Origin of the sequence: Pantoea sp. S61, from assembly GCF_016625145.1 — a bacterium.
GTDB lineage: Bacteria > Pseudomonadota > Gammaproteobacteria > Enterobacterales > Enterobacteriaceae > Pantoea > Pantoea rwandensis_B.
In genome coordinates, this window is the sequence record NZ_JACVUO010000005.1 from 117,000 (window position 1) to 141,722 (window position 24,723).

The 24,723-nt window shown below is 56.3% G+C and carries 20 protein-coding genes; 6 read left to right on the forward strand and 14 right to left on the reverse strand.

Going from position 1 to position 24,723, the window contains the following annotated elements; translation table 11 throughout:
• The 8 genes from IAE30_RS12465 to IAE30_RS12500 all read right to left on the reverse strand — a co-directional run bounded on the left by IAE30_RS12465 (position 1) and on the right by IAE30_RS12500 (position 8,821).
• Complete coding sequence (locus IAE30_RS12465; protein WP_200679847.1) at positions 1 to 990, reverse strand: ABC transporter substrate-binding protein; 990 nt, start codon at positions 988 to 990, stop codon at positions 1 to 3.
• A 25-nt stretch (positions 991 to 1,015) separates the two neighbouring features.
• Positions 1,016 to 2,083 carry an ABC transporter ATP-binding protein gene (locus tag IAE30_RS12470; protein WP_200679848.1) on the reverse strand — a complete coding sequence of 356 codons (1,068 nt, stop codon included), beginning with the start codon at positions 2,081 to 2,083 and terminating at the stop codon, positions 1,016 to 1,018.
• A gap of 122 nt (positions 2,084 to 2,205) precedes the next feature.
• Positions 2,206 to 3,924 (reverse strand): lysophospholipid acyltransferase family protein, encoded by a 1,719-nt coding sequence (locus IAE30_RS12475; protein ID WP_034828463.1) that lies wholly within the window; start codon positions 3,922 to 3,924, stop codon positions 2,206 to 2,208.
• A gap of 271 nt (positions 3,925 to 4,195) precedes the next feature.
• A complete protein-coding gene (locus IAE30_RS12480; protein ID WP_038644739.1) occupies positions 4,196 to 4,900 on the reverse strand; it encodes a proteasome-type protease in 705 nt (234 codons plus the stop codon).
• Between the two features lie 21 nt (positions 4,901 to 4,921).
• A complete protein-coding gene (locus IAE30_RS12485; RefSeq protein ID WP_200679849.1) occupies positions 4,922 to 5,722 on the reverse strand; it encodes a transglutaminase family protein in 801 nt (266 codons plus the stop codon).
• Positions 5,719 to 6,648, reverse strand: a complete 930-nt coding sequence (locus tag IAE30_RS12490) for an alpha-E domain-containing protein (protein ID WP_200679850.1) — start codon at positions 6,646 to 6,648, stop codon at positions 5,719 to 5,721. Before IAE30_RS12490 ends, IAE30_RS12485 begins: the two co-directional genes overlap by 4 nt.
• Positions 6,642 to 8,081: a circularly permuted type 2 ATP-grasp protein gene (locus tag IAE30_RS12495; protein ID WP_200679851.1), complete on the reverse strand. Its 1,440-nt coding sequence runs from the start codon at positions 8,079 to 8,081 to the stop codon at positions 6,642 to 6,644. Before IAE30_RS12495 ends, IAE30_RS12490 begins: the two co-directional genes overlap by 7 nt.
• A gap of 125 nt (positions 8,082 to 8,206) precedes the next feature.
• Entirely contained in the window at positions 8,207 to 8,821 is a 615-nt protein-coding gene (locus tag IAE30_RS12500; protein ID WP_045814779.1) for a cupin domain-containing protein, read from the reverse strand.
• A gap of 253 nt (positions 8,822 to 9,074) precedes the next feature.
• Here IAE30_RS12500 and IAE30_RS12505 point away from each other — a divergent pair, with 253 nt between their 5' ends.
• Positions 9,075 to 9,557, forward strand: a complete 483-nt coding sequence (locus IAE30_RS12505) for a YlaC family protein (protein WP_045814780.1) — start codon at positions 9,075 to 9,077, stop codon at positions 9,555 to 9,557.
• A 267-nt stretch (positions 9,558 to 9,824) separates the two neighbouring features.
• On the opposite strand, the gene IAE30_RS12510 is transcribed toward IAE30_RS12505, so the two are convergent.
• The 3 genes from IAE30_RS12510 to IAE30_RS12520 form a co-directional block, all read right to left on the reverse strand.
• Entirely contained in the window at positions 9,825 to 11,255 is a 1,431-nt protein-coding gene (locus IAE30_RS12510; protein WP_200679975.1) for a PLP-dependent aminotransferase family protein, read from the reverse strand.
• 267 nt (positions 11,256 to 11,522) lie between these two features.
• The gene (locus IAE30_RS12515; RefSeq protein ID WP_200679852.1) at positions 11,523 to 13,613 is read right to left on the reverse strand and encodes a bifunctional diguanylate cyclase/phosphodiesterase; all 2,091 of its coding nucleotides are present in this window, start codon (positions 13,611 to 13,613) and stop codon (positions 11,523 to 11,525) included.
• Positions 13,614 to 13,773: 160 nt separating this feature from the next.
• On the reverse strand, positions 13,774 to 15,876 hold the full coding sequence (locus IAE30_RS12520; protein WP_200679853.1) for a bifunctional diguanylate cyclase/phosphodiesterase: 2,103 nt from the start codon (positions 15,874 to 15,876) through the stop codon (positions 13,774 to 13,776).
• Positions 15,877 to 16,424: 548 nt separating this feature from the next.
• On the opposite strand from IAE30_RS12520, the gene IAE30_RS12525 reads away from it, so the two are divergent.
• From IAE30_RS12525 to IAE30_RS12545, 5 genes are read left to right on the forward strand one after another with little or no spacing between them, the layout of a single operon-like run.
• Entirely contained in the window at positions 16,425 to 16,994 is a 570-nt protein-coding gene (locus IAE30_RS12525; protein WP_045814784.1) for a spore coat protein U domain-containing protein, read from the forward strand.
• A gap of 22 nt (positions 16,995 to 17,016) precedes the next feature.
• The gene (locus IAE30_RS12530; RefSeq protein ID WP_038644721.1) at positions 17,017 to 17,532 is read left to right on the forward strand and encodes a spore coat U domain-containing protein; all 516 of its coding nucleotides are present in this window, start codon (positions 17,017 to 17,019) and stop codon (positions 17,530 to 17,532) included.
• Between the two features lie 25 nt (positions 17,533 to 17,557).
• A complete protein-coding gene (locus IAE30_RS12535) occupies positions 17,558 to 18,256 on the forward strand; it encodes a molecular chaperone (RefSeq protein ID WP_200679977.1) in 699 nt (232 codons plus the stop codon).
• Complete coding sequence (locus IAE30_RS12540; RefSeq protein ID WP_200679855.1) at positions 18,253 to 20,691, forward strand: fimbria/pilus outer membrane usher protein; 2,439 nt, start codon at positions 18,253 to 18,255, stop codon at positions 20,689 to 20,691. Before IAE30_RS12535 ends, IAE30_RS12540 begins: the two co-directional genes overlap by 4 nt.
• Positions 20,688 to 21,653, forward strand: coding sequence for a spore coat U domain-containing protein (locus tag IAE30_RS12545; protein WP_200679857.1), 966 nt, complete (start codon positions 20,688 to 20,690; stop codon positions 21,651 to 21,653). The genes IAE30_RS12540 and IAE30_RS12545 overlap by 4 nt, the downstream gene beginning before the upstream one ends.
• Before the next feature lie 150 nt (positions 21,654 to 21,803).
• Here the strand turns inward: IAE30_RS12545 and IAE30_RS12550 are convergent, their stop codons facing one another.
• The 3 genes from IAE30_RS12550 to exbB form a co-directional block, all read right to left on the reverse strand.
• Complete coding sequence (locus IAE30_RS12550) at positions 21,804 to 23,126, reverse strand: MFS transporter (RefSeq protein ID WP_200679859.1); 1,323 nt, start codon at positions 23,124 to 23,126, stop codon at positions 21,804 to 21,806.
• A gap of 181 nt (positions 23,127 to 23,307) precedes the next feature.
• Positions 23,308 to 23,730, reverse strand: a complete 423-nt coding sequence (exbD, locus tag IAE30_RS12555) for a TonB system transport protein ExbD (RefSeq protein WP_034828432.1) — start codon at positions 23,728 to 23,730, stop codon at positions 23,308 to 23,310.
• Positions 23,731 to 23,735: 5 nt separating this feature from the next.
• Complete coding sequence (gene exbB / locus IAE30_RS12560) at positions 23,736 to 24,464, reverse strand: tol-pal system-associated acyl-CoA thioesterase (RefSeq protein ID WP_200679979.1); 729 nt, start codon at positions 24,462 to 24,464, stop codon at positions 23,736 to 23,738.
• Between the last annotated feature and the right edge of the window lie 259 nt (positions 24,465 to 24,723).

The following is a 24,723-nucleotide window of genomic DNA, read 5'->3' on the forward strand; positions in this document are numbered from 1 at the left end:
TTAGCCGCCAAACAGCGCGGTAAACTGATCGCGCACCGTAGCATCTTCCTTGATGGCTTTCGCGACGTCAGGCGTCAGCAGCTTGATTTTATTGATGGGTGTGAAGCCCGCCGGTGCAGAAACACGATCGTCCACCGGACGGTTACCCTGCTCGACCACCAGCTTCTGACCTTCCTCAGACAGCATAAAGTTCACGAAGGCTTTAGCGGCTGGCAGGTTGTGCACCGACTTCATGATCGCTACCGGCTCCGTCACGTAAGACACGCCCTCTTTCGGGTATACCAGATCGACGGGCGAGCCTTTTTTCTTCGCCAGAATCACGTCAGCGTCAGTGATGATGCCGTACTTATCCAGTCCGCTGGCAACGGCTTTCAGCGCCGGACCGTTGCCGCCCTGCGGTGCCACGCCAATCGCTGCCAGCTTCTTGTAGAAGTCCCAGCCGATGGTTGGCGTGTTGATATCGGTGTGCAGCTTGTACAGCGCCGCGCCGGAGTAAAGTGGGCTTGGCATGGCGATCTGACCTTTATTGGCCTCTACCGCCAGCGCGTTCCAGCTGTCAATCGGCTGTGCGTGCTGGGTGTTGTAAGCAATCACCGTGGCGATGATTTTGGTACCAAAGAAGGTTTTGTCTTTGTCGTAGAAGGACGGATTGATGTGACTCAACGGCGCATCGTTGTAGCTGTAGAGCTGGTTCTGATTTTTCAGGGCACCGAGGTTGATGGCATCGGCAATCAGCAGCACGTCCGGCTTGGCACCACCGCTCATCATCTCGGTCTGCAACACGTTCATCAGCTGCGTGGTGCCGTTACGCGTCCACTCCACTTCGACTTTCGGGTACGCGGCTTTGAACGCGTCCACGGTTTGCTGCGCGATTTCCGGTGCCTGTGAGGTGTAAATCACCAGCTTGCCGGACGGGGCATCATCGGCGTGGCTGGTGGCGGCAAACACTAATCCACTGGCTAACATCAAAGCGTTAAAAGACGTGCGCATAGCAATTTCCCTAAGTATCTGAATGTTATGAAGGAAGGATCCAACCGTCGCGCAGCGCCACCCCAAGGGTCGCGTCTGCAACGGGTAAAGCGGTCTCCGCCAGCTGCAGCGTGATGCTGTGGTCTGGCGCATCAAGTGGCGCAACATCAATCTGGTAATGGCTGCCGCGATAGATCACCCGCTGCACGCGCACCGCAAACTGCGGTTCATCCGGTTCAGCGAGGCGGAAATCCACCGCATGAAAACTGGCTTTGCCGTGAGGCATCGGGCGTTGTTCGGCCGCACAGCGCAAGGTGACGCGCAGACCGCACAGCGTGGCGAGCGCTTTGCCCTCGCCTGTCGGTTCGATATCGCTGACCGGCAGCACTTTGCCGTCATCGATAAAACCCGCCACCATTGCATTCGCCGGTTCACGCCACAGGGTTTGCGGCGTGGCAAACTGCATCACGCGGCCGCCGTCCATCACCACAATGCGGTCGGCCAGCGCCATCGCTTCGTGCTGGTCGTGGGTGATGTAGAGCAAGGTGGCGTGGCTGTGGCGATGGAAGCGGCGAAACTCCTCTTCCATGGTGGCGCGCAGGTGCACATCAAGATTGGCCAATGGTTCGTCGAGCAGCACCAGCGTGGGTTTGGCAACCAGACAGCGGGCTAACGCCACACGCTGACGTTGGCCACCTGAAAGATCGGCGGGGCGGCGTGAGGCAAAGCTTTCTAATCCCACCAGTTCCAGCGCCTGCTGCGTACGGCTGTCACGCTCATGGCGCGCTACGCCGTTGACTTTGAGGCTATAGGCGACGTTTTCCGCCACCGTCATATGTGGCCACAGCGCATAGCTCTGGAACACCACGCCAAGTTGGCGATCTTCTGGCGGCAGGTGCACGCCTGGCGCAGCGAAGCAGCGCTCGCCGACGTGGATTTCACCGGCATCAGCGGTTTCAAAGCCCGCCAGCAGACGTAATAAGGTGGTTTTGCCGCAGCCCGAAGGACCCAGAACGGCGATGAACTCTCCCTGCGCAATCTGCAGCGAGATATCCTGAAGTACCGGCTGGGCAGCAAAGGCTTTGCTTAACCCGCGAAGTGTGATCGTTGCCATGTTTCTGGCCTTTATCTGACAGTCCGGCTAAGACCCTACGACAATCAGATGACGATCCCGTGACATCAACTTGACGTTTCCGTGCTCAAACAGAACGGGAGGCCCGAGAGCCTCCGTGTACCTTATTCGACGCTTTCAGCCTGCAAATGCATGCCGATATAACGCTCATAGCGCGATGGCTTCACGCGTGACAGATCCACCAGCACCAACCCGTCGATACAGTTGTTGAAATCGGGGTCGCTGCCGAAATCGATAAACTGCACCCCGCCCGGCTCACACACTTCGGAATACTGCTTGTAGAGCGTGGGAATCGCGGTGCCGAGGTTCGCCAGCAGATGCTTCAGGCGGCGCAAGTCTTCCGCGTAGTTATCACCGGTAAACTGCGCCAGCACTTCTGGCAACGAGGCCGGATAGGGACGACGCGACTTCGCCAACGGCAACTCGGTTGGGAAGTACATGCGGTAGAACGCCACTAACAGATCGCGTGCCGCCAGTGGCATACCGCCGGAGATCGATACCGGGCCAAACAGATAGCGGGTCTCCGGGTATTTGGCGATATAGGCACCAATGCCCATCCACAGATAATCCAGACCACGTTTGCCCCAGTAGGCGGGCTGGATAAAGCTGCGACCCAGTTCCAGACCCTGATTGATGATCGGCAGCATGCGCTCGTCGTAATGGAACAGGCTATCGCTGTAGATGCCTTCCAGACCACGACGTTCCAGCTGCTCGGCACCCGGAATAAAGCGATAAGCGCCAACAATTTCCAGCGCGTCGTCATCCCACAGAATCAGGTGATAGTAATCGTCATCGTATTTATCGAGGTCACGACGGCGACCGCTGCCCTCGCCCACGGCGCGGAAGGCGATTTCACGCAGGCGTCCGAGTTCACGCAGCAGCGGCACCCAGGTCGCGCCGTTACGACGCCACAGGTAGATCTGTTTGCCATCCGGCAGCGAGCCCAGACGCTCACTCTCCATCAGCGCTTTTTTCAGTTCGGCACGGTCTTCCGGACGCGCAATCGCCGCTTCAGTCTGGAACAGACCCCGACGGCCCTGACCAATGCGATACAAGTGCTTACGCAGCCGTTTCGCCAGCTCTTTGCCCGGCGTGTGGCCGTCGTGCCAGTTGGCAAACGGGATCTGCTCGCCAATGTGCAGCTTGATGCGCGATCCACGCTGGCGGAACATTTCGCGCACCAGCATCAGCAGCGCCAGTGGTGAGGCAATTTTGGCGGCGGCATAGAACGCCAGGCTATTACGTCCGACGACGTGTGCCGGAACAATCGGCGCACGAGCACGGGCGGCCAGGCGCAGGAAGCTGTGATGCCAGCGGTTATCGCGCACACCACGGCTGGAGAGACGGGACACTTCACCTGCCGGGAAGATAATCAGCGCCCCCTGATTGTCGAGATGCTGCTGCATGCGCGTCAGCTGTTCGCGACTGGTACGGTTGCCCATGTTATCCACGGGCAACATCAGGTTGTTAATCGGTTCCAGCATCATCAACATGCGGTTCGCCACGATTTTCACATCACGACGTACCTGAGAAACGGCCGCCAGCAGCGCCAGGCCGTCGAGCGCACCGAGCGGATGGTTGGCGACAATCACCACCGGGCCGCTGGTCGGGATCTGCTCCAAATCGCGTTCACTTAATTCACAGCGCACATCCAGGTGCTCCAGCACTTGCTCGACCATATCCACCCCTTTCAGGTGGCGATAACGGTCAGCAAAAGATTGGAATTCATGTTCGCGAACGGCCCATTTCAACAGGCTTTTTTGCCAGTTCGCGGGGTGATGGCCTGGCCAGTAAGTATCGAGAAGCTGATCAACAGAAAACATCATTCACCTTTTGTGCGCAGAGGTTTATGGCACCGAAGTTAAACAGGCTTGTTTTCAGATTTATGACCAGTACCGAAGCGGAACGGAAAAAGCAGGAGCGGAAAGGAGAAGCACGACAGTGCGCCGCGACTGAATTGATCAATTCATTGCAGCAACGCGGTTTATCACGCGGGACTGACGCGGCGTTATTGCGGGAAAATGTGCAAGGAGTGACGCCGCTACCGAAAGGGGCGCTTTAGGGTAGCGGCGTGATGTCTCTCGCGGCGTTGCTCTATAGTTTTAACGGCGGCAATTGTGAGAACACGCTCAACAAGCCTTTGCTCCACAGCTGACGAATCTGCGAAAAGTAAGGGTGTTGTTCGGTAATATGATGCTGTTCGTTATCTTTGAAGCTGTCGGTGTGATAGACCATCACATCCAGCGGCAGGCCTACCGAAATGTTACTCGCCAGCGTTGAATCCATGGAAATCAGCGCGCACTGCATTGCCTGGCTAAGCGGGGTTTCATAGCGCAATACGCGATCAATAATCGGCTTGCCGTATTTGCTTTCACCAATCTGGAAATAAGGCGTATCCACGCTGGCTTCAATGAAGTTGCCCTGCGGATAGATCTGGAACAGGCGCGGCTCTTCACCGCGAATCTGTCCACCTAACAGCAGCGTGCCACCAAACTCTTCGCCATCACGCTTGATCACTTCACGCAGGGTTTCCCCCACCAATAGCGCAATGTCATACAGCGAGCGCCCATTCAGCAGATTGGGCTGATCGCTGTCGTGGTTATTACGCCGTAGCAAACTCATCACGCTTTGCGTGGTCGCCAGATTACCGGCGCTTTGCAGCACCAGCGTGCGTTCATCATCCACCTGAAACACGTGTAATTTACGGAACGAGGAAATATGATCGACGCCCGCGTTGGTGCGTGAATCCGATACAAAAATCATCCCTGACGATAAACGCATTGCCACACAATAAGTCATAGTCACGCCTGCAAAAAAATATCACTGCTGCGCATGCACCTGCTGCACCGCGGCCATCGCCAGCATATCCTCACCGCCGCCGCCCAGTCGCATACCGCGCACCGGACAAGCATCGAGATAATCCACACCCACCGCCAGACGTAAATGCTGGCGCGTACTGCGCGTATTGTTGGTGATATCAAAGCTGTGCCAACTGCCATCCAGCCAGGCTTCAACCCAGGCGTGAGTAGCAACGTGTTCGACATTGTCCGTATAAAGATAGCCGCTGACATAGCGCGCCGGGATCCCGAGACTGCGACAACAAGCCAGAAACACATGGCTGTGATCCTGGCAAACGCCGCTGCCCGCCGCAAATACTTTCGCTGCGGTATCACTCACCTGCGTGCTGCCAGGCTGGTACGGCATTTTTAACAGCAGCTCATCCATCAGTTTTTCCAGGCTGGCGAGCGGTTTTTCTGCGTGCCAGTAGCGCTGTGCGAAATCGCGAATCGCCGCATCGGGCAAGGTTAATGGCGTGGCGCGCAGAAACACCAAAGGCGAAAGGATCGATTCAGGATCGGGGGAATACTCCCCTTCATCCAGAATTTCCACCACCCCGCGCGCGGCAATCTCCAGTTGCTGATGTGGCGTATCCAGCGTCAGCACGTGCAACACGTTGCCATAAGCATCCAGGGTACGCGTGGCTTCGCACGGTAAATCGAGATCCCACGACAAAATCTGCTGGTGCACCGAGTTTTGCGGCGTCAGGCGCAGATACTGGGTGCTGAGTTTGACCTGCTGCTCATAGGCATACCAGGTTTTGTGCTCGATGTTCAGTCTCATTTCGCCTCCAGATAGGTCTGATTGATGCTTTCTGCCAGCGCGTTGCTCTGCGAGAGAAAGTGATTAAGCCAGCTATACAACCCGTCACGCGTCAGACTTTCCCAGGTGCTGAAGCGCATTTCAGCCAATAGCACCGTCACCAGATAGCGTGGACGATCCTCACCGCTGCTGCCGATCTGTTCCAGCTGGTTGGCGATCTCCTCAATGCAGGAGTGCAGCGAACGCGGGCTTTCGTTACGCAGGATCAGCATCTCATTCACCAGATCCGGCATCAGCTGCTGCTTAAAGATCGCGTTATAGGCTTCACGCGCCGACACGGCACGCAGCAAGGTATCGAGGCAGTAATATTCCCGCACCGAATCGGGGTTCTGCTCCAGCAGTTGCTGGTTGACGCTCAACAAACGCGCGGTGCCGTCGCTGCGCTCCATCAGTGTGCCGATACGGATAAAACACATCGCATCGCCACGCAGCAAAGTGCCGAACATCGCGCCGCGAAACAGGTGTGAGCGCTCTTTAACCCAGTCAAAAAAGCTGTCAGCGTTGGCGCTGGTGATGCCGCGTCGCCGCATGTTACGCATCTCAATCCACGTCGAGTTGATGCTCTCCCACACCTCAGACGACAGACTGCCGCGCACCGCGTGCGCATTGTTCCACGCCTCCTGCCAGCAGCTAAAAATGCTGCTGGGGTTACGATCGTCAAGGGCGAAAAAGTTAAACAGCTGCGGCATGGTGAAACGCCCGTTGAGGGTTTCAAACAGCTGGCGCGTGCCGGTGAGGTTGAGCGGCAACAGCAGCTCATCGGTTTGGCTGTTACGCACCGGCATCAGCGAAAGCCGATTGGTGACATCCAGCACCCGGGCAAGTTGTTCTGCGCGCTCCAGATAGCGCGCCATCCAATAGAGGCCACTGGCCGTGCGGCTTAGCATGATGCGTCATCCTCCAGAACCCAGGTGTCCTTGGTGCCACCGCCCTGCGACGAGTTCACCACCAGCGAACCTTCGGTCAGCGCCACGCGGGTTAAGCCACCCGGTACTAAACGAATATCCGCTCCGCATAAGGCAAAGGGACGCAAATCGATATGACGCGGCGCCAGGCCGTTGTCGATAAAAGTCGGACAGGTAGAGAGCGATAGCGTGTCCTGCGCGATGTAGTTTTCCGGGCGTGCTTTCAAACGATCGCGGAAATCACTCAACTCTTGCTGGCTGGCCACCGGGCCAATCAACATGCCGTAACCGCCGGCGCCATGTACCTCTTTCACCACCATTTTGCTGAGATTGGCGAGGACGTAAGTCAGATCCTGCGGCTTACGGCACTGCCAGGTCGGCACGTTGTTGAGGATCGGATCTTCATCCAGATAGAAGCGGATCATGTCGGGCACGTAGGGATAGATCGATTTGTCATCGGCCACGCCGGTGCCGATCGCATTGGCCAGCACCACGTTGCCGGATCGATACACCGACAGCAGGCCCGGCACGCCGAGCATCGAATCGGGACGGAACGCCAGCGGATCGAGGAACGCATCATCAACACGTCGATAGATCACATCGACTTTGCAGGGCCCGGCGGTGGTGCGCATCATCACCGCACCGTCTTTGACAAACAGATCGGCACTTTCCACCAGCTCGACGCCCATCTGCTGCGCCAGGAAACTGTGTTCGAAGTAAGCGCTGTTGAAGCGACCCGGCGTCAGCACCACCACCACCGGATCGTTGACCGGTGAGCTTTCGCGCAGGGTTTGCAGCAGATGCGAAGGATAGCGTTCTACCGGTGCCACATGCTGCTCGACAAACAACTCGGGATAGAGGCGCATCATCATCTTGCGGTTCTCCAGCATGTAGGAGACGCCAGATGGCGTGCGCAGATTGTCCTCCAGTACGTAGTACTCGCCGTCGTTGTTGCGCACCATATCGACACCGGTGATGTGCGCATAGATGTTGCGGTGCAGATCGACACCTTGCATGCAGGGCTGATATTGATCGTTTACCAGCACTTGCTCGGCAGGCACGATCCCCGCCTTGAGGATGTGTTGTTGATGGTAGATGTCATGCAGGAAGGCATTCAGCGCCTGCACGCGCTGGCGGATGCCGCGATCAAGCATCGCCCATTCACCCGCCGGAATAATACGCGGTACGCTGTCGAACGGGATGAGCCGTTCCGCGCCGCCATCGTCACCATAGACATTGAAGGTGATGCCCACACGATGAAACAGCAGTTCCGCTTCTTCGCGCTTACGCGCCACGGCCTCTTTGTCCGCCTGTTGTAACCACTCCCAGTAATGCTGATAGTGCGCACGGTGTTCGCCGTTGCTCATTAACATCTCATCATAGAAGTGTGACGCTATCTGGTAGCTTTCTTTCATGATTTACCCGGTGCTTGTCAGAGGACCTGGATCCTCTCCTGCACAAAGTGTGCCAGAGGCTCACGCCCCAAACGGCACACGCGCCCCGATAGCGGAGCAGCGCCGAATAACCCTCAGATTGCACCTTACTGGTGCATTAACTGCTGCGCAATTGGCAGCCAGATATCCGTCATCGCCCCATCGCCCCCCGTGAAAGGATCGCGATGCGGTAAAGGTACGCGCGCGATTTGATCTTTCGCCGCGCGTAAACGAGAAGGTTCATCACGCACGGTTTCAGGCGACATCCCTTCAGGATAGGCGCCAACGGCGAAAAAATCGTCTGAGGCGAACACCTGTTTATGGCCGACACCGGCGGGGATCAGCACCGCATCGCCCTCGCGCAGCGTCACCATGCGGCCGCTATCGCCACCAAACAGCACTTCTGCCCAACCGGACGCCACACCCAGCACTTCATGGGTATTCGGATGGTAATGAGTGTAAGGAAAGATCGGTGCGCGCCACGCGGCCGGCCAGCCGTTGGCAGTGAAGGTTTTTTCAAACCATTCGGCGCTGTTGCTTTGCAGCTCTTCATCATAGTCAGGCGCGATGCCCGGCCAGATGATCAGCGGCAGCAGATTGTTAGGCACGCCGCCTGAGGGCTGCGACAGCATCAAATGCTGCGGATTATTGGATGAACCTGCAGAAAAGGTACCGGCGGCGAAAGACATCAGTAACAGCAGGCTGGAAGTGTTGGCAGTCATACTCTTTCTCCGGGAAGCCACATTGCTTAATTGTGGCAAACCCCGACGGCATTGCAATGTGCGCCCGCCGACAAAATTCACATAAAAGAATGATTTACCTTACTAAAGCCAAATTAGTTAGCAACATATTTAACATTTTGTGGAGCCGATAAAACCGCCAGCAAACTGTTATAAAAAAACACTCAGGATCTGTGTCTGATTCGCTTCACTGTTATGTGATTAACTGGCAGGCAGTAACATTTAGAGGTGAACTATGGAAGCGATCAAACAAATTCTGCTCGATGAAATCGCCACGCTGAACCGTGAAGGCCAGCGCGATAATCTGCCACGCTTTAGCTTTTCATTCCTCAAAACCCATCCGGGGCTGTGGGCGATCATGTACCTGTGCTACGCGCTGTGCGTGGCGCTGATCTTCTCCACTGAGATGCTCGGCTGGCCCGCGTTCTGGTTCGCCACCGCCTTTGTATTGGTGATGAGCTTCCTGATGCTGATGGATATCAACCCCAAATACCGCTTTGAGGATATCGACACGCTGGATCTGCGCGTGTGCTACAACGGTGAGTGGTATTACGTGCAGCCGGTGTCTCAGCAGGCGCTGGATAAAATCGTGGAAAATCCCGGCACGCCCGATCGCGTGCGCAGCGGCATCGATCGCCTGATGAAGCAGAAAGGCGAAGTGGATTTTTATGATGTTTATTACCTGACATGGGGAAATAAGCAGGCGGCATCCATCTGATTCATTGCCATTTATTGGAGGTGCGCATTAATGCGCACCCTACGAAAACCGCTCCGAACAGTGTAGCGGCGAGATTTATGGTGCGCCTTTAAAGCTGCGGTGCTACTGGCTGATGCGCAATAAATTGCGCCGCTACAGTTCAGTGCGATTCCGATACATTGTGCCGCTACGATTGCGTGCAGTTTCGATACATTGCGCCGCTACGATTCCGTAGGGTTTCGATACATTGCGAGCTCCAGTCCAGTGCGATTCCGACACATTGCACCGCTACGATTGCGGGCGATTTTTTGCCCGCAGTTCAGCAATCAATTTCCCTAACGTCTCCACCGCCGCCTCAGCGCGGGCATCCCACGGCCAGGCGGTGTTGAAGCGGAAGCAGTGGCTGAACCCTTCACTGCCCGAGAACAGCTGGCCGGGGGCGATGCTGATGCCCTCTTTTAGCGCCAGATGATAGAGCTGCGTGGTGTTGATCTGCTGCGGTAGCGCAATCCACAGGAAATAGCCGCCCGGCGTATCGCTGATCTGCGCGTCAGCAGGCAGCACGCGACGTAAAGCCTGCTGCGCCAGCTGCTTACGTTTTGCCAGCGTCTGGCGCAGTTTCTTTAAGTGCGTGTCGTAACTGCGGGTGCTGAGGAAATCGGCCAATGCCAGCTGCATCGGCGCGCTGGTGGAGAGCGTACTCATGAGCTGAATACGCTGTACGCGCTGTGCGTAGCGCCCGGCAGCCACCCAACCCACGCGAAACCCCGCCACCAGATTCTTCGAAAAACTGCCGCAGTGCAGCACATTGCCCTCGCGGTCAAAGGCTTTGGCGGGCAAAGGCTTGTCGTGGCCGCTGTAGAGATCGCTGTAAACATCATCCTCAATCATCGCGACCTGATAGCGCGCCAGCAAAGACACCAACTGCTGTTTTCGTTCAGCGCTCAGGGTAAAGCCCAGCGGGTTTTGTCGGTTGGTCATCAGCCAGCAGGCTTTGACCGGCCAGCGTTGCAGCGCCTGCTCCAGCTCGTCGAGATCGATGCCCTGCTCGACATCGCTGGCGATAGCAATCGCATTCAGTTTCAGCCGCTCAATCACCTGCAAGGCACCGTAAAACGAAGGATTTTCAATCACCACCCAATCACCGGGTTCAGTCACCGCTTGCAGGCTGAGATTCAGCGCTTCCATCGCGCCGTTGGTGATGACGATATCGTCCGGCGACAAGGTGATGCCCTGCTGGGCATAACGTTGCGCCAGAATTTTACGCAGCGCTTCGTTGCCAGGCGGCAGGTTATTCAGGGCATCGCTGGGTTTCAGATTGTGTGAGACCTTAACCAGCGAGCGCATCAGCTGACGCTGCGGAAAGAGTTCAGGATCGGGAAAGGCAGAGCCAAACGGCATGATGCCCGGATCACGCGTGGCTTGCAGCACATCAAAAACGAAACTGTTGGTGTCCGCCTGCTCGGTTTTGGCAATCGCCTGTGTGGGCAAACGTGGACGGCTTTCGGCGGCACGCGGCGCTACGTAGTATCCGGATTGCGGTTTTGACAGGATCCATCCCTGACTTTCCAGCACTTCGTAGGCGTGCATCACCGTCATCAGGCTGAGGCCGCTCTGTTCCGCCTGCTGGCGCAACGACGGCAGCTTTTCGCCCGGCGGCCAGATGCGCGCTTCAATCTGCGTCCGAAGCTGATCAACCAACTGCTGATATTTCGCCACCCTGGCTCCGATATGGGGGATAGAGGCGACCATTTTCCCTCACCCTGGGCCTGTCCCGCAAGCGAGAGAGAGCATCGTTGGGCAGGGAATCGATGCTGTACTCAGGCTTTACCGCCCATCCCCTGCTGACGGGAGAAGGGTATTGAGCTGAGAGACTCGTACAGGCGAGGGAATCACACTCAGGCACTCACTTTCTGCGCGCACAGGCGTGCACCTTCCCCGGCTTGCAGGAGAAGTTGGCATGGGGGCAATCACTGCCCCCTTACCTTAAGGTAGCTGCACCAGCTGCTGCTCGTTTTCGACAAAATTCGGCAACTCATGGATGCGTTCCGGCGGCACCGGTTTACCCAGCAGATAACCCTGCAACGTATCGCAACCCAGGCCGGTGAGAAACGCTTGCTGATCCTGTGTTTCCACCCCTTCTGCGACCACTTTGAGATCCAGTGACTGCGCCAGTGCCACAATGGCAGAGACGATGGTGGCATCTTCTGATTTCGCCTGCAGCTCATTGACGAAGGCACGGTCAATCTTCAACTCACTGGCGGGCAAACGTTTCAAATAGAGCAGGCTGGAGTAACCCGTACCAAAATCATCGATCGAGGCTTTCACGCCCATATCCGTCAGTTGTGTCAGGATACGCACACTCTCTTCTGGATCACGCATCGCGGTGGTTTCCGTCACTTCCAGCGTCAGCAATTCGGCCGGGATCTGGTGCTTCGCCAGCGCCTGCGTCACGGTTTCCACCAGGTTGCTCTGTTCAAACTGCAGCGCGGAGAGATTCACCGCTACCGACCAGTGTGGATGGCCCTGCAGATGCCTGCTATGCAACTGACGACAGGCTTCGTTGATCACCCAATTGCCGATGTTGATGATCATGCCAGTCTTCTCGGCAATCGGCAGGAATTTGTCCGGTGCCAGCAAACCGCGCGAAGGATGTTCCCACCGCAACAGGGCTTCAAAACCAAGAATCGGACCGCTCGGCGCACAGTATTTTGGCTGGTAAAACAGACGTAACTCGCCGTTATCTAATGCTTGCCACAGGTCGTTGTTCAGCTGCAGCTGCGACTGCGCGAGGGTGTTCATCGATGGCTGGAAGAAGTTGTAGCCATTACGGCCGTTGTTCTTGGTGTGGTACATCGCGGCATCGGCGTTAAACATCAGCTCGCGCTCATCTTTCCCGTCGCCAGGGTAGACCGCGATGCCGATACTCAGTGACACCATCAGTTCATAGCGCGAAATATCGAACGGGCGATCGACCGCTTTCACCAGCGCATCCGCTACCGCAGCGGCATCATTGGGCTCATCGATTTCGATCAGCAGCACAAACTCGTCGCCGCCCATGCGCGCCAGCGTGTGGTGACCTTTCATTTGGCCGATCATACGCTCGGCCACGGCAATCAGCAGGTTGTCACCGACATGGTGACCAAAAGCATCGTTGACCGCTTTGAAGCCATCCAAATCCATAAACATCAGCGCAAACTGCGACTTTTCGCGGTTGGCCTTGTTCATGGATTGCTCCAGACGATCCTCGAGCAAAATACGGTTTGGCAGGCGTGTCAGGTTGTCGTGCAGGGCCAGCTGCGCCAGTTCACGGTTGGCTTCCGCCAGCGAGTGCGCAAGGATAGAGGTGCGCGCTTGCAGCCGAGCATCCAGCATCGAAACCAGCAAGGTGATACCGAGGATCGCCAGCGTCACCACGGTGACCACTATCGCCAGCCAGTTGCTGTTGACGCCCATGTGCGTGGCATGACTCATCATCGGGAAGCTGGCAGCGGCCATACCGGTGTAGTGCATGCCGGCAATGGCGCAGCCCATCACCACCGAAGCACCGAGACGCAGCATCGTCACGCGACCATGTCCTTCACGCAGGTTAAAGGCGAGCCACAGTGCCGCGCCCGATGCCACCAGCGCAATCACCACCGAAGCGGCAACCCAGCCCCAATTCCAGACGATGCCCGGCGCAAACATCAGCGCGGCCATGCCCATGTAGTGCATGGCGACCACGCCGGAACCGAGCACCAAAGCCCCGCCCGTTAAGCGCCGCCAGGATAAATCATGGGATGAGCACACCAGCCACAAGGCAAAAATTGATGCCAGAATCGCCACCGCCATCGACGTCGCCGTTAGCAGCGGATCGTAACTCATCACCATATCCAGGCTCATCGATAACATGCCGATGAAATGCATCGCCCAGACGCCCACGCCCATGGCGAATCCACGGCCTAATAACCAAACCAGCGCCACCTTGCCGGTTGAAGAAGCTACGCGGCCCGCCATATCCAGCGCGGTAAACGAAGCCAGCATCGCCACCAGAATGGAAACGATGACGGTAAACGAATCGTACGAAGTCACTAACATAGTGATTTCCCAAGTTAAAGCCGTTGTCACTCAGCTGTGGTGTTATAAAGAAAAAGTCAATGTCATTGGTTTTATTGTGTGATTTATCGGCAGATAACCTGCCGATTTGAGTCTTTGAACGATGAAACCTTCCGATGCGGAAGAAAATAAAAATTGTTTATCAGGCGCTGGTTAAAGGCAGCGGGTGCTCAGCAAACAGCGGCGGTGCATTAAACGCAGCGGTGAATTCACCGATACGCTCCGCTGGTGTCGGCTTGCCGAGCAGATAGCCCTGCAGCGTGTCAAAACCGAGTCCGGTCAGCAAACGCTGCTGCTCCTCAGTTTCCACCCCTTCGGCGACCATGCGCAGATTGAGACTTTGGGCCAGCGTCAGCATCGCGCTCACGACGGTGGCGTCCTCGCTGTCGGCACGCAGGCTGTTAATAAAGGCGCGGTCGATTTTCAGTTCGGTGGCTTCCAGATGTTTCAGATGCAGCAAATTGGCATAACCGATACCGAAGTTATCGATAGCCACTTTCACGCCCAATTGGTGCAGTTCAGCAATGCGCTGCTGGCTGAACTGCGGGTCGCGCATCGCGATATTCTCGGTTATCTCCAGCATCAGCGCGCCCTCCGGCAGCTGATAACGTTGCAGTGCATGACGTAAGCTGTCGATAAGATCACGCTGATGGAATTGCAACGCCGAAAGGTTGACGGACACGCTCCAGTCGCGGTGACCTTCATCGTGCCACTGCTTCAACTGGCGGCACGCCTCGTTGATCACCCAATTGCCCAGCGCCACGATTTGCCCGGTTTTCTCCGCGCGCGGCAGGAACATATCTGGCATCAGCAATCCCCGACGTGGATGCTGCCAGCGCAATAACGCTTCGAAGCCCATCAGCACCGTGCCGCCCGCGCGGAATTTTGGCTGATAGAACAGGCACATTTCCTGATATTCCAGCGCATTCCACAGATCATTCGCCAGCGCCAGCTGATGCTGCGCCACCGCGCTCATCACAGGCTCAAACAGGCACCAGCCGTTTCGGCCACTGTGTTTGGTGTGGTACATGGCGGAATCGGCGTTGAACATCATCTCCTGCTGACTTCGACCGTGCAGTGGGAACACCACGATGCCAATACTGAGTGACACCCGCAGCGAATAACGATCCAGTTCAAACGGCGCATCGATGGCATTGACCAACTGTTGCGCCAGCGCCGAGGCCTGCAAATCATTGTATTGCGGACACAGCAACACAAACTCATCGCCTCCAAGTCGCGCAAGTAACACGCCTTCGCCCAGTTGTACGCGCAGTCGCTCGGCTACCGCGATGAGCAGACGATCGCCCACATGATGGCCCCAGGTATCGTTGACCGCTTTGAAGCCGTCGAGATCCATAAACATCAGCGCAAAGGTTTCATCCTGCAAAGTGGCTTGCTTGATCTGCGCCGTCAGCTGTTGCTCCAGCAGCACGCGGTTGGGCAGCGAGGTGAGATTGTCATGCATCGCCAGCTGGCGCAGTTCACTGTTGGCGCGTTTGAGTTTGGCGGCCAGACGTGCCGCGCGTAGCTGGGCATCCAGCATGGAAACTAACAGCGTGAGGCCGAGGATGGACAATGTGATAATGGTCACCCACACCGCCAATCCATCTTCACTGATGCCATGATGCTGCTGCATGGTGCTCGGCATACTGTACTCCGCCGCGGCCATGCCGGTATAGTGCATCCCGGCGATGGCAATGCCCATCACCAGCGCAGCACAAACGCGCATGATCCACACGCTCTCGCCCTGGCGCAGATGAAACGCCAGCCACAGGGCCGCACCTGAGGCGGCATAGGCAATCACCACGGAGAGCGCGACCAGCGGCATGTCCCAGCGTATCGCCGGTTCGATCATCAAGGCATTCATGCCGATGTAATGCATCGCCACGACACCGCTGCCGAGTATCAGTGTGCCACGAAGCAGCCGACGTGGAGTTAAATGGCTGCCCTGCACGCCCTGCGCGAAAGCAAAGATGGCAGAGAGGATCGCTACCAGCAGAGAAACCGTGGTGAGGGTAATGTCATAACGCATGGTCATCGGCATCATCATCGCCAGCATACCAATGAAGTGCATCGCCCAGATGCCAATGCCCATCGCGGTGCCACCGCCAATCAGCCACATTTTCGCCAGACAGCCGCGTGAAACCGCGACGCGTCCCGCCGTATCCAGTGCGGTAAACGCAGCAATGAAGGCCACGATCAATGAAACCGTGACCAGAACGCTATCCCAGGTAACCAGCAGCATGTGCGCTCCTAAACTCAGCCCGCTGCGGAGCAGGTGCTGTATCGTCAAAAAAGTTCAAAGTGTTCGAGAACATTGATTAAAGGTGAGTCATGACCGCACGCAGTGAGGCAGAGGGAGTAACCGATCCAGACAATTCTGGAAACACCGCACTATGTTTTTGGTTTTTCATCGTCAGTCGCAGTCAGAAAAATTAATAATATCTGATTAATGCACGAACATAGCATTGAACGGTTAATCGCGGTAGAGGGTTAAATCACTCGCTGTTTAGTTTTTTTAACCGGTTGTCATCCCTTGCGATTACTGCGTTATCGGCGAAAAGTGTGAATTGATTAATGAAAAATCTAAGCGCAACGCTCCCAGTGTTGATTTGCTGATCTATAGTAAAGAAAACTGATATAAATCATAAACCCATCACCTAAGAATATTCCTAGGTGTCGGGCACTTACGCGGTTAAGCCGATTGTGGCTCTTGTTTGAATTCGAGTTCATTACATAAATGAATCACCAGGTGAAAAAGCACTGACCTTGGATAATCAGTAAGGAATGATTATGAAACTCAAGCTTTTTCTTTTGGCGTCCAGCCTGAGCGTCGTGCTCGCACCTCACGCGGCTTTTGCCGCCACCACAACGGGAACCATTAATGCGACCCTGACCCTGACCACCGGTTGCCTGGTGAATGGTCAGTCTGCCACCACGGGGGTCAACTTCGGTACCCTGAACTTTGGTAGCAGCGCCGCAACCTTCGATACCCTGAACGCCACGTTGGTCGGCGCATCGGGCAACGGTATTTATGTTCGCTGCACCACCGGCCAGACTTTCAACGTGCAGGTCACCAGCAGTAATGCTGCACCGGCGACCATTTACGGCACCGTTAGCGGCCAGCCTCGCTATCTGATCCTCGGTTCCAATAACACCCAAGGCATTGCCTATACCCTGTATAGCGATGCGGCATTTACTACCGCCATCGCCAATAACACCAACATTGCCGCCAGCGGCACCACGGACCCGACCTTAGGCACCAACTACGCCATTTACGGTCGTGTCGTGGGGGGCGGGTTTAACCCACTGATCCCGGCAGGGACTTATACCGACACCATTAACGTTGCGGTGAACTACTGAGGTCAGTTGTGGGGTAATCAGGGTGGCCGTGGTGCAGCGTTGGGCGCACAGTGCAGGCGGCCTCGCCCTGCTGATAGGGAGCGTCTCTGCCTGGGGGTTGCCAACCGCAACCTTTCAGGTCTCTGCATCAGTAGTGGCAGGCTGTGTGGTCTCCGGTACCAATACCGGGGTCTTTGGCACGCTTAATTTCGGCACGCAATCGGGTGTGTCGTCCAGCAGCGTGAGCGCCAGCTATGTGCAAAGCACCACCATCATTCTCGCCTGCACGCCAGGCACCGCCGTTAGCATGAGTATCAATGGCGGCGCCAATTACTCTACTACCCGCAATCTCAAGGTCTCGGGCAACACCAATACCGTGCCCTATTCCCTTTACACCAACGCGGCACACACCACGGCGATTCCCGTGAATAGCGCCGTGGCGCTGAGTTACAGCAACGCCAATAACATTACTTTGCCGATTTATGGCCTGTTAACGCTGCCCGGCCCCACGCGCGCCGGCACTTATACCGACACCTTAACCGTTACGCTTAGCTGGTGACGGCAGTGATAAAGAAGGATGAATAATCATGAACCTGCGCGCCTTGATACTGTTGTTTAGTATGGCCCTAATGCCTGCTGCCCACGCCGCCAATTCGCTGATGATTTGGCCCATCGATCCCGCCATCAATCCCGATGATAAAGCCAGTGAGCTGTGGCTGGAAAACCGTGGGAATGCCACCACCATGATGCAGGTGCGCATCTTTAGCTGGCTGCAAGTGGGCGGCCAGGAACAGTATCAAACCCAGCAGCAAGTGGTCGCCAGCCCACCAATGGTGCGCCTCGAACCGGGTCAGAAACAGCTGGTGCGACTCATTAAGCAGGGCGCGCCGCAAGCGGGACGCGAAATGTCCTACCGCGTGGTGCTGGATGAAATCCCTACGCCACGCACACCCGGCGAAAATCAGGCGGGATTAACTTTCCAGATGCGCTATTCGGTACCGCTGTTTGTTTATGGTAACGGCGTCACCAGCGACAGTGCGAAGCCGCAACTCAGCTGGCAACAGGTGGACAGTGGTGGCAAGCGCTGGCTGGAGCTCACCAACCGTGGCAACGGCCATGCGCGGCTGAGTAACGTCACCATTGGTGGTCGCCGCCTGGGCAATGGTCTGTTTGGCTACGTACTGGCAAACAGCAGCAACCGCTGGCCATTAACCAGCAGCGTGAGCGGGGAGTTGTCAGCGGAGGTCAATAAAGGGCACTGGAGCAGCGCGGCCGCGCGTTGATGACGTTTTCGCTGCATCCTTGCACGCTGGCAGTGGCTAGCGTGCTATGCCTGTTACCTCAAATCAGTAGCGCGGAGACCTTTTCCGAGCTACCACCGCCCCCTGCGCTGGAGAACAACGCCAGCGGTCAGCAGTACATGCTGGAGCTGGTGGTGAATCAGAACGCGCGCGGCGATATCGTGCCGGTGGAACGTAAAAACGGGGACTTTTGGCTGCGCAGTGGCGATTTACAGCGTGCCGGTATTCCTGCAGAGAAACTTCAGGGCGAGCAAATCGATGTGAATCAACTGGCGGAGGTGAAAGCCGAATATGACGAGCGCCGTCAGCGCCTGTTGCTCACCGTTCCGCCCGCCTGGCTGCCCGGCCAGGTGATCGGTAAAGATCAGCGCGGTCCACGCTATCCGGGGCGTGCCAGTAACGGTGCGCTGCTCAATTACGACTTTTACGCCACCCGTACCGATAATGCCGGCTCCCGCCTGTCGAGCTGGAATGAGCTGCGCGTGTTTGGCCCCATCGGACAGTTCTCCACCAATGGCGTCTACACCCAACAACTTGAAGGCGGCGTAAGCGGTCAGCAAGAGGGATATATTCGCTACGACACCTGGTTTAGCAATGAAGATGAGAACGATGCGATCAGCTGGCGTGCCGGAGACCTGGTGACCGATGCGCTGAGCTGGAGTAACAGCGTGCGTCTGGGTGGCGTGCAGATTGCGCGTGATTTCAGCGTGCGGCCGGATTTGGTCACTTACCCTCTGCCGGCGTTTTCCGGCCAGGCCGCGGTGCCCTCTTCCGTCGATCTGTTTATTAACGGTTATCGCAGTACGCAAGCCAATGTGCAGCCGGGTCCGTGGTCGCTGACCAATGTGCCGTTCGTCAATGGGGCGGGCGATGCGGTGATCACCACCACCGATGCCGTGGGGCGTCAGGTCACCACCACGCTGCCGTTTTATGTCTCCAGCAGCCTGCTGCGACAGGGTTTGTCGGATTACTCCTTCTCTGCCGGTGCCCTGCGTGAAAACTACGGACTGGAAAACTTTGATTATGGCGCAGCGGCAGCCAGCGGATCTTATCGTTACGGGTTAACCGACTGGCTGACGCTGGAGAGCCATGCGGAAGGCAGCGACAACGTGGCCACCGGCGGCGCAGGAGGCTTAGTGAAGCTCGGCAGTTGGGGGGTAGTGAATGGTGCCCTGGCACAAAGCCAGATGGAGGGTAAACCCGGCACGCAATACAGCTGGGGTTATCAATACAACAACAGCTGGTTCAGCCTCGGCACACAGCATATTTTACGCACTGCAGATTACGGCAATCTGGCGCTGGTCGGCAGCCGGGGCGACAGCGCTAACACCAGCTATTCACTGGCGCGACGCAGTGCACAATACACCGCCAGCGTGTCACTCAATCAATATGGCAGTCTGGGTCTGGCCTATTTTGATATTGCCGGAGGATCGGGCGATCGCACCCGTTTATGGAACTTGTCATGGAGTAAAAACCTGTGGGGTAACAGTAGCTTGTATATCTCCGCCAGCCGCGATCAGGAACAGGGCGACTGGAGCGGTGCTATATCTCTGGTGATCCCGTTCGGCGAACAGAGCAGCGCTTCGGTGAGTTACGAGCGCGATCAGCAAGGCAGCAACAATCAGCGTCTCTATATGTCACGCGCCATGCCGACCGATGGTGGCTTTGCTTACGATGCGGCCTGGGCCAATCAGGGCAGCGACAGCGGTGATTATCGTCAGGCGAGCCTGCGCTATCGCAATAACAAAATCGACACCTCCGCTGGATTCTACGGCGATAACGATAACACCACGCAGTGGGCCGATTTTACCGGTTCACTGGTGCTGATGGATAACCGCGTATTTGCCGCCAACGATATCAATGATGCGTTTGTGGTGGTGAAAACCGACTACCCCGATGTCACGGTACGCTATGAAAACCAGTCCATGGGACGCACCGATAATCAGGGCTATTTGCTGGTGCCCTCGATCAGCAGTTACTACGGCGCGAAATATGACATCGATACCCTGGATTTACCGGCTGACCGCACCGCGCCAAAGGTGGAACAGCGTTTTGCAGTGAAACGGAAAAGTGGTTACCTGCTGAACTTCCCGGTAGAGCGCCTGCGTGCCGCCAGTGTGGTGCTGCATGATAAACAGGGGCAACCGTTGCCAATCTCCAGCCAGGTGTTGCGCCCTAATCAGGGTACGGAATATATCGGATGGGATGGCATTGTCTGGATGGAGAACCTGAGCGCTGAAAACCCGATTCATGTCGTGACGCCTGATGGGCGCAGTTGTGATACCACGCTGACCATTGCAGACGGCCAGCCAAAAGCGCTGGAAACCTACGGTCCGCTGACGTGCGATCTGCCGCCGCCGGCACCGGGTTCGGCGGTCAGCACGGCCAATAATTCACAGTCAGGAATCTCACCATGAGAAAGATTTTTTTGCTGCTGGCGCTGTTTATCTTGCCGGGCACCAGTTATGCGCTTTGTAGTTTATCGGCCCCAGCGGCGACCTTCGGCTCCGTGACCACCTTCGCGGTTGGCTCTACCGTGCAGAACACTTCCAGCACCACCAACGTCAACTGTGGTTCCGGCACGCTTTCGCTGTTGGGCACCGATAACGTCACATACGCCTTCACCACTGCGACCTATCTCAGCGGCACGCGCGCGGTGTTGAAAAGTTCGAGCACCGGCACCGACAGCATTCCGATTCAGATGTGCATCGACAGCGCTTGTGCCACAGAGTTGCAACAGGGCGGCAGCTATCGCTGGAGCTCGGCCTTGCTGCTGGCGCTTGGGAACAGCCTTAACTTTAATATTCCGCTCTATTTTCGCACCCTGACGGGACAGGTGATTGCCGCCGGCACTTACACCACGACGATAACCATAACGGTAAGTTACACGGTATGCGCCGGGCTGAACGTAGCAGGTGCGTGCGTAGGTACGGTGCAAACCAGTACCGGCACCGCGATGCCGATTACCGTTAACCTGATAGTGACGAATGACTGCACCACCATCACCGCCCCTAACGTGAGTTTTGGCAGCGCGCCGCTGGTGGGAAATTTCTCCACGGTGCAGCAGACCATCAACGTGGTGTGTTCAAAAGGCAGCACCTTCACTGTGGGGTTGAGCAATGGCAGTTACTACAGCGGCACCACGCGCCAGATGGCGAGCGGCACCAACCGACTGGCGTACGACATCTACAAGGGCACCACCACCTCAACACGCTGGGGACCGACCGGCACCGACCGCTGGAGCAGCGCCAGCGCCACCTCTCTGAACGCGGATCTGGTGACGCGCAACTTCACCTATACCGCGCAGATTCTGACGACGCAGAATACGCCAGCGGCAGGGAGTTATACGGATAGCGTGGTGGTGGACCTGTCGTTTTAGGCAGGGCATTGGCGACGATGTAGTGTGTTAACAAGGCCTCGATGAATGAGTCCCCCTACACAAACAAAAAAGCAGCCCCTTCAGAAAGAGGCTGCTTTATTCGAATGGCTTCTCAACGGCCTGACATGTGACCCGTTGTCAGCCAGGACGTTACAGCGAAGCCCCCACCGGCGTGCCGCCATGGCGCGCCTGATATTGTTTCACCATGCGGCCAATCAGCAGCGTGCCGATCAATCCACACACCGCAGCGAATGACAACCACACGCCGGGCATCGCTTTATCGCCCGTGGCATGGATTAGGTAGCTTGAAACTGCTGGCGTGAAGCCACCAAACAACGCGGTCGCCAGGCTGTACGCCAGTGAGAAGCCGGTGGCGCGCACTTCAGCCGGCATAATTTCCGCCAGGTAAACCACCATCGCCCCGTTATAGCTGGCATACAGGAACGATAACCACAGCTCCGCTTCCACCAGATGCGCAAAAGTAGGTGATCCCACCAGCCAGTGCAGCACCGGCCAGGTGGTGAGAATCATCAGGATAGTAAAGGTGATCAGCAGCGGACGACGCCCTATGCGGTCTGACAGCGCGCCCATCACCGGCAACCAAATCAGGTTAGAGATACCGACGAACAGGGTCACCATAAAACTCTGCTCATCGCTCATCATCAGCACGGTTTTACCGAAGGTCGGGGTGAAGGCGGTGATCATGTAGAACATCACCGTGGTAGTCACCACCATCAGCATACCCGCCAGCACCAATGCCCAGTTCTCACCGACCGAGCGCATAATCTGTCCCATAGTTGGATGCTGCTTGCGCTTGCTGAACGCTTCGGTTTCTTCCAGCATGCGGCGGATCCAGAACAGGAACGGCACAATCATACAACCGACCACGAACGGAATACGCCAGCCCCACTCGGTGACCGCTTCCTTCGCCAGTAGATGATTAAGACCGAGGCCAAGCAACGCAGCGAAGATCACCGCGACCTGCTGGCTACCGGACTGCCAGCTAACATAGAAACCTTTGCGTCCTTTTGGCGCCACTTCAGACAGATAAACCGACACACCGCCTAACTCCACGCCCGCAGAGAAGCCCTGCAGCAAACGACCCAGCAGAATCAGAATCGGCGCGGCAGCCCCCAACGTGGCGTAACCTGGAACCAGGGCGATGGTGAGTGTGCCCAACGCCATCAAGCCTAATGTCAGTAACAGCCCTTTACGGCGTCCGTGATGGTCAATGTAGGCACCCAGAATAATCGCGCCAAGTGGACGCATCAGGAAGCCCGCGCCAAAGGTCATCAGCGTGAGCATCAGTGAAGCAAAGGGATCATCCCCGGGGAAAAAGGTTTTGGCGATCGCCGTAGCGTAATAGCCAAACACCATAAAATCGTACATCTCAAGAAAGTTACCGCTGGTAACGCTAAAGATGGTCTTGGCACCGCCTTGCGATGGTTTTTGTAAAGATTGACTCGCGCTCATATTGTCCTTCCTGGGTTTTTCTTCCGTTGTAGCGGGTTGTGCCAGGAATAGATGTGATCCGCTTCACCATTGCAGTTTACAAAAGTAAGACCAAAAGTAACAAGAAATTAACATGGGCGGCGGAAGCAAACAAAAAGGGCCGCTATGGATAGCGGCCCTTGTGAGCGATCAGAGGGATGAATTATTTCTTCACCGTCTCCATGCCCATCAAACCAATCTTCAGATAACCCGCTTCACGCAATTGATCCATCACGCTCATCAACGTTTCATAATCCACTGACTTATCCGCCTGGAAGAAGATGGTGGTGTCTTTCTTGCCTTCGGTCTGCGCCGTCAGCGCATTCACCAGCGTCTCTTTGGTCACCGCATCGTTGCCGATATAGATCTGCTTATCTTCCTTAATAGAAAGATAAACCGGTTTTTCCGGGCGCGGTTGCGGTGCGCTGGTGGACGCAGGCAGATTAACGCGCACATCCACCGTAGCTAATGGCGCGGCGACCATAAAGATGATCAGCAGAACCAGCATAACGTCGATAAACGGCGTCACGTTGATTTCATGCATTTCGCCATCGCCTACCGAGTCATCGTTTAAACGCATCGCCATAATACTTATCCTACGCGCAGTTTCTGTGCCGCCGCCGGACGGGTCGCTTCTTTCGCGGTATCCACGTTGCCGAGATCCAGATCGCGGCTCTGCAGCAGCATCACCTGCGCTGCAACATCACCCAATGAGGCTTTGTAGCTGGCAATCATGCGCGCGAAGACGTTGTAGATAACAACAGCAGGAATAGCGGCAACCAGACCAATCGCGGTCGCCAGCAACGCTTCTGCGATGCCCGGCGCCACAACAGCGAGGTTGGTGGTCTGAGTTTTAGCGATACCGATAAAGCTGTTCATGATGCCCCACACGGTACCAAACAGGCCGATGAAGGGAGCAACAGAACCGATGGTAGCGAGGAAGCCGTTACCGCGGCCGGCATGACGGCAGAATGCCGCAACGCGACGATCAAGGCGGAAGCTGGTACGTTCCTTAATGCCATCAAGGTCTTCGGTACCCGCAGAGAGTTCCAACTCGTTCTGCGCATCGTTCAGCAACACCGCACTGTGGCTGTTGCTTTTGAAGCTTTCAGCGGCGCGGTAAGCATCATTAAGCGAACGTGCTTCGCCCAGCGCCTGCTGTTCGCGTTTCAGGCGACGTTTCGCCCCGCTCAGCTCAGCAAACTTGCCGAAGAAAATCGCCCAGGTGACAACCGAGGCCAGTAACAGGCCAATCATCACCACTTTTACCACGATATCGGCATGCTGATACATGCCCCAAACGGAGAGGTCCGTTTGCATCAAATCACTGGCTACCACGCTGCGTCTCCAACTTCTGTTGCACAGTTCACGATTGAAGCGTGGATCATAGCAAAAAAATTGACCGAAGTGATAGTAGTTCTCATTACTATTTACAATCCAAAAGTGTCTTGTATTTCCACAATTTGGCAAATGATTTACAGAATACTGGCGTCACTCTGATAATCCGCAATCAGGCGCAACCCACTGAGGTATTTCGTGGTAACGTGGATGTTTTGTGGTAAGTGTCAGGAAAGGCAGT